The 5,313-nt window shown below is 52.3% G+C and carries 4 protein-coding genes, 1 pseudogene and 1 riboswitch; all 5 genes and pseudogenes read right to left on the bottom strand.

Annotated features, from left to right (window positions below; translation table 11 throughout):
• A pseudogene (gene cbiC / locus AB7E14_RS20015) lies at positions 1-80 on the bottom strand (precorrin-8X methylmutase); the annotation flags it as partial.
• 12 nt (positions 81-92) lie between these two features.
• Positions 93-1,052, bottom strand: coding sequence for an adenosylcobinamide-phosphate synthase CbiB (gene cbiB, locus AB7E14_RS20010; RefSeq protein ID WP_316961822.1), 960 nt, complete (start codon positions 1,050-1,052; stop codon positions 93-95).
• Positions 1,049-2,428, bottom strand: coding sequence for a cobyrinate a,c-diamide synthase (locus AB7E14_RS20005; RefSeq protein WP_058588248.1), 1,380 nt, complete (start codon positions 2,426-2,428; stop codon positions 1,049-1,051). The genes cbiB and AB7E14_RS20005 overlap by 4 nt, the downstream gene beginning before the upstream one ends.
• An 89-nt stretch (positions 2,429-2,517) precedes the next feature.
• Positions 2,518-2,692: riboswitch (cobalamin riboswitch) on the bottom strand.
• A 302-nt stretch (positions 2,693-2,994) separates the two neighbouring features.
• Positions 2,995-3,912, bottom strand: coding sequence for a transcriptional regulator PocR (gene pocR / locus AB7E14_RS20000; RefSeq protein ID WP_043000240.1), 918 nt, complete (start codon positions 3,910-3,912; stop codon positions 2,995-2,997).
• A 207-nt stretch (positions 3,913-4,119) separates the two neighbouring features.
• Complete coding sequence (gene pduF / locus AB7E14_RS19995; RefSeq protein WP_044326732.1) at positions 4,120-4,929, bottom strand: propanediol diffusion facilitator PduF; 810 nt, start codon at positions 4,927-4,929, stop codon at positions 4,120-4,122.
• Positions 4,930-5,313: the final 384 nt, after the last annotated feature.

Here is a 5,313-nt window from a genome sequence, read left to right as displayed (position 1 = left end):
GGGCGCGTTTCATGAATGATCTCGCCAATGATGTCAAAACTTTTGGCTTCAATCGCCTGGGGTTGCTGGATGTATTGCATTGTCATTTATCCTCAGGCCACACCCACTACCAGCCAGCGCGTCACAAGGAACAGCACCAGAGCCAGCGTTGAGGCAACCCACATCAGTCGAATCGTTTGGGAAATGTCATCTATGGAAATAGTGCGCTGCGCGTCGCCGATCCACGGTTTTTCAACGCGCTCGCCAAAGTAATCATTCGGGCCGCCCAGTCGAATGCCCAACGCACCGGCAACGGAAGCCTCCGCCCAGGCACAGTTCGGGCTGCTGTGGTTATAGCGATCCCGCCAGCCCACACAGAGCGCCCGGACGCCGTCACGACGGCACAGCGCCGCTGCCGCGCTCAGCAGCAGCCAGCTCAGCCGTGCAGGAATGTAGTTCGCGACGTCGTCCAGGCGAGCGCTGACCATGCCAATCGCCCGGTATTTTTCGTGTTTATAACCCACCATGGAATCCAGGGTATTCACCGCTTTGTAGGCCATCGCCAGCGGCGCGCCGCCAATTAAGAGGAAGAACAGCGGCGCGATAATGCCGTCAACCGTATTCTCCGCCACGGTTTCCACGACCGCCCGGTTGATCTGTTCTGGCTGAAGTTGCGATGTGTCGCGCCCCACAATCCACGAGAGCTTTTCGCGGCTTTGTGCAAGGTTACCTTCGCGCAGCGGGCGCTCAACCTCTTGCGCCGCCGTTGCCAGACAGCGCCCCGCCAGCACGGTGAAAATCATCCAGACTTCAACGACCCAACCGAGCCAAGGATGAATCCACGCCGCCAGGTGCAACACGCCCCAGGCAACCGCCCACGTCAAGCCGACAACCACCAGCCACATCACCCCACCACCAATGCGTAACGCCCGGTCGCTGTGGCAGTAGCGGCGGATAATCCGCTGCACGGCAGTGATCAGATTGCCTATCCAGCGCACCGGATGCGGCCAGTCTGGTGGGTCGCCAATCACGACATCGAGAAGCCAGGCCACACACCATGCCAGTAGCGTCATAACGCCTCCCGCGCGGCATTCAGCCAGTGATTAAGCATTAACGGACGTTGGGCGAAATGAACGTGCAGGTAGCTGGCGAAGGTGTTGCCCGTTCGCCAGCCACCGGACCACGCCTGCACCGTCTGACCGTCACGGACTTTACGGCAAGCCAGTACAGCGGGGGTTTCAGGGGAAAAATCGGAGTAATGGAATTCATGACCGCGCAGCACATCGCCTTCCGCGGCCAGCAGCGTGGGCTGCAAAGCCCGCGCTTCACAATAGCCAAAGCGGGTCAGCCGTTTACCCATTTTGCTGCGACCGGGAAGGATATCGGCCATGCGATGCTCAACCCCGTCGGCATCTTCCAGCAGGCTGCCGAGGTACATTAATCCGCCGCATTCGGCATAAATGGCGACACCGCGCTGATGCGCCTCGCGCAGGCTTGTCAGCATAGTGGTATTGGCCGCCAGCGCGGACGCGTGCAGTTCCGGATAACCGCCGCCCAGCCAGACCATTTGACAATCGGGTAATTCGCGATCGTGGAGCGGGCTGAAGCGCACAATGTTGACGCCGGTACGCGCCAGCAGCGCCACGTTATCGGGATAATAAAAATTAAAGGCCTCATCATCAGCCATCGCCAGCGTCAGTCCTTCTCCGGCGTTGGGCGCAGGACGTTCTGGCCATTCGCCTGGCGGCAATGCCTGAATGTGGCTTAACGCCAGCAACCGATCGATATCCAGCGTACTTTCCAGCCGGGCGGCGAAATCCTGCCACGATTGTTGATTGACGACGGACTCACGCGCGGTTACCAGTCCCAGATGCCGTTCGGGTAGCGCGACGCCATCAACGCGCGGGACGTAACCCAGCACCGGCACAGCGCAGTAGTGCTCGATAGCGGTTTTCAGCAACTGGAAATGGGACTCACTGTTTACGCGGTTAACGATGACGCCGGCAATGTTCAGCGTCGGGTCGAAATGCTGGAAGCCCATCACCGTGGCGGCAATGGAAGTAGAAACGGCTTTCCCGTCAACCAGCAGAATGACCGGACAGCCCAACTGTTTGGCCATCGCGGCGGTACTGCAATAGTCAGGATCTGTACCGTAACCGTCGAACAGCCCCATCACCCCTTCGATCACTGCAATATCTGCATCCTGCATCTGTTCGCGGAACAGCGCATTAAGCACCGGCTCGGGGAGCATGAAACTGTCGAGATTACGGGAGGCGGTACCGCTGATGGCAGTATGCCAGGCGGTGTCAAGGTAGTCAGGGCCGACTTTGCAGGGCTGGACGCGTAAACCACGTTGTTTCATCACGTTCAGCAAGCCCAGCGTCACTGTGGTTTTACCACAGCCGCTACCGGTACCTGCCAGAACAAACGCGTACTGCTTTGCCGCCATGACCCTGATCCTGTTCAGGGTGGTAGGGATGTACTGACACCCAGTCTTCCGACTGTACGCATCTGAGCAACCCACTTCCCACCGAAGTTGTTGGTAGTATCCGACAGGCTGGTCTTCTGGCTTAGCGTCGTCCTCGCCCGTCCTTCCCAATCTTGCGATCAGTGGTCTTCACGGGGTTGTCAGCATCACAGCAGCGGGGGCTGCGGGGGATTTTCACCCCCTTCCCAGACACAAATGTGTCAAACCTGTCGGCTTAAATGATGAACAGATTGAATTCTCCTCATCACAACAATACTTTTCGTTACTTATTCGTTACGCATTTTTTATCAACAAAAAACGCCGCAATAATACAATTCTGAATGAAATGTCATGCAAGAGAATAATGAAACCTCTTAACAATGACACTGTATCTCATCACAGAAATAAAAACTGGTGAAGTTTATTCCGCAAAGAGCGATATTTTATTGCGCTATGACAATTTATTGCTGTACTAAAAACGCTTAACCATTATAAATGACCGGATTACGCGGGAATATCAAAAATCGGCAATAGCAAAATATTGCTATTTATGCCGATTCTGCAGGCAAGTTTTCATTTATTTTTTGCCGATAGGCCTGCGGCGTAACCTGATAAGTCTGACGGAACACTTTGCAAAAATAGCTGGTTTGCGAAAAACCTAAATTGCGTGCAATACTGGCAATGCTCCAGTCACTGTGACAAAGCAGCTCTCTGGCACTGGCCATGCGCTGTTGATTGACCCACGCGTTAAAACCAATACCCTGATATTTTTTGAACAGTTTGCTGAAGTAGTATGGACTCAGATATACGTGCGAGGCCACATCTTCAAGGCGAAGATCGTCTGACAAGTGGGCATCAATATAGCGTAACGCCTTTTTCATTTTGCTGTCATGAGGGCTGGCGGCGCGGGTCGGGCGTGAAGGCTCAGCAGGTTGCGTGCTGTCTTTGATCACCACGAAATTGAGTTGCTTCTTGAGGCAGTTTTCAACAATGAGTTTGAGCAGATCCGCCGAGGCCATCACGCGAGAATAGTCCATTTCCGGGACATTACTGAACTCATTGAGCAGTTCAGGATCGGCCTGCCAGCGATCGTCAACCTTCATGATATCGAGCAGATCGGCACCATCATCGTTACGTAAACGCACCTGGCCGCACAGAACGAATCCAACAAGATGGCCTGCGATCACGAGAGGAATAGAGAAATCGGTAAGCCCGGCATGGCAGCGATAGATACAGGGTTGATCCGATTTTGACGCTTCCAGTCCCCCACAGCGATCGCTCATACGACACCGGGTACTGTGTTGCGGATGCTGACGCATCAGTTGGCAAAAAGGTGTGAAATTAAACAGCTCAGAAATCTCATCACCGTGAATATTGACAACCACAACAGCCAGGCTGGTCGCTTGCGCAAAATCCTGTGCGATTTTATTAATGAGTTCTGAGTTCAGGGTGCTCGCAGAAATCATGATAAAATCCCTCAGTTAATCCATTGTTATAATGAAAACATAAATTTTACATTTACTTCTTATCATCCCCATCCTTGTATGTAAATGACAGAAAGCACAAGGGACAATAACAAAAGTCTCCCTGGGTGGGGAGACTTTTTAGTCAGTTCGTGAAAGCAGATCACGAAAAAGAAATTAAAGACGTGATATTAGCCACGCCAGCCAAAATTACGCGTCCGTCTCTTCGATTTTACACGTATTACAGGGCAAATTTTTACCGATAAGGTACTTATAGATAGCCGCGCCCGCACATGCACCAATCAATGGCGCAATAATCGGCACAATAAAGTACGGAATATCGCGTCCGCCAGTCATCGCAATATCTCCCCAACCTGCCATCCAGGCGAACAGCTTAGGACCAAAATCACGCGCCGGGTTCATGGCAAAGCCGGTTAATGGGCCTGTGGATGCCCCAATCACCGCCACCAGAATACCGATCAGCAGCGGTGCCAGTGGCCCTTTAGGCACACCGTTACCATCATCGGTCAGCGCCATGATCAACCCCATCAGGATAGAGGTGATGACGATTTCGACCCCAGCCGCCTGCCACACGCTCAGTGCGGCCGCCGGATAGGTACTGAAAATACTGGCCAGATAGAGGCTATCTGCGCTGCCACGAACCATGTTGTGGGCAGTTTCATACTCGGTGAATAAATTGCCGTAAAGCAGATAAGCCAGCACCGCGCCACCAAATGCCCCCGCAACCTGTGCGATGGTGTAAGGCAGAACTTTACGTCCCGGGAAGCAGGCAAATAACCAGAGTGCAACCGTGATGGCCGGGTTCAAATGCGCTCCGGAAATTCCCGCCGTCAGATAAACCGCAAGCGAAATACCCAGACCCCAAATAATACAAATTTCCCAGAGACCCAGACTGGCGCCTGCGACTTTCAGTGCGCTAAGGCAGCCGATACCAAAAAACAAAAACAATCCGGTACCCAAAAACTCGGCAATGCATTGCGCTTTCAGTGAATCATTCATTGTGACACCTTCTTAGAAGCGTTCGTGTCCTTACCAGCGGACCCTTGCTGGTCGTAGAGTACAACGATACCTACTATAGGAAGAGGCCGCTGAAAATTGTTGGCAAACTGCGCATTCTCAGACCTGGAAAAATCGTGTTGTTATAGCAATTTCTTGCCATCTATTTATTCAAAGACAGCGTGTAGAGTGCCTGAATGTAATTAGACAGGACGATTCGTGATAGCAAAAATTGGTTATTTGAAGATTTTCCTTTTCCAATCAATGTCACAAATTGGATTTTCCGCATAGCAAATTAAATTAACCCTGTCACCCTACAAAATGTAAATATGGAATAGCAAAAGCCAAAATATCACATTAATAAAAAATAATAAAACCAATAAAAAC

The sequence above is a fragment of the Citrobacter sp. genome (genome assembly GCF_050252275.1).
GTDB classification, from domain to species: Bacteria; Pseudomonadota; Gammaproteobacteria; order Enterobacterales; family Enterobacteriaceae; genus Citrobacter_A; species Citrobacter_A amalonaticus.
Note: the sequence above shows the minus strand (reverse complement) of the source record. Positions and strands in the feature narration are given on the sequence as shown.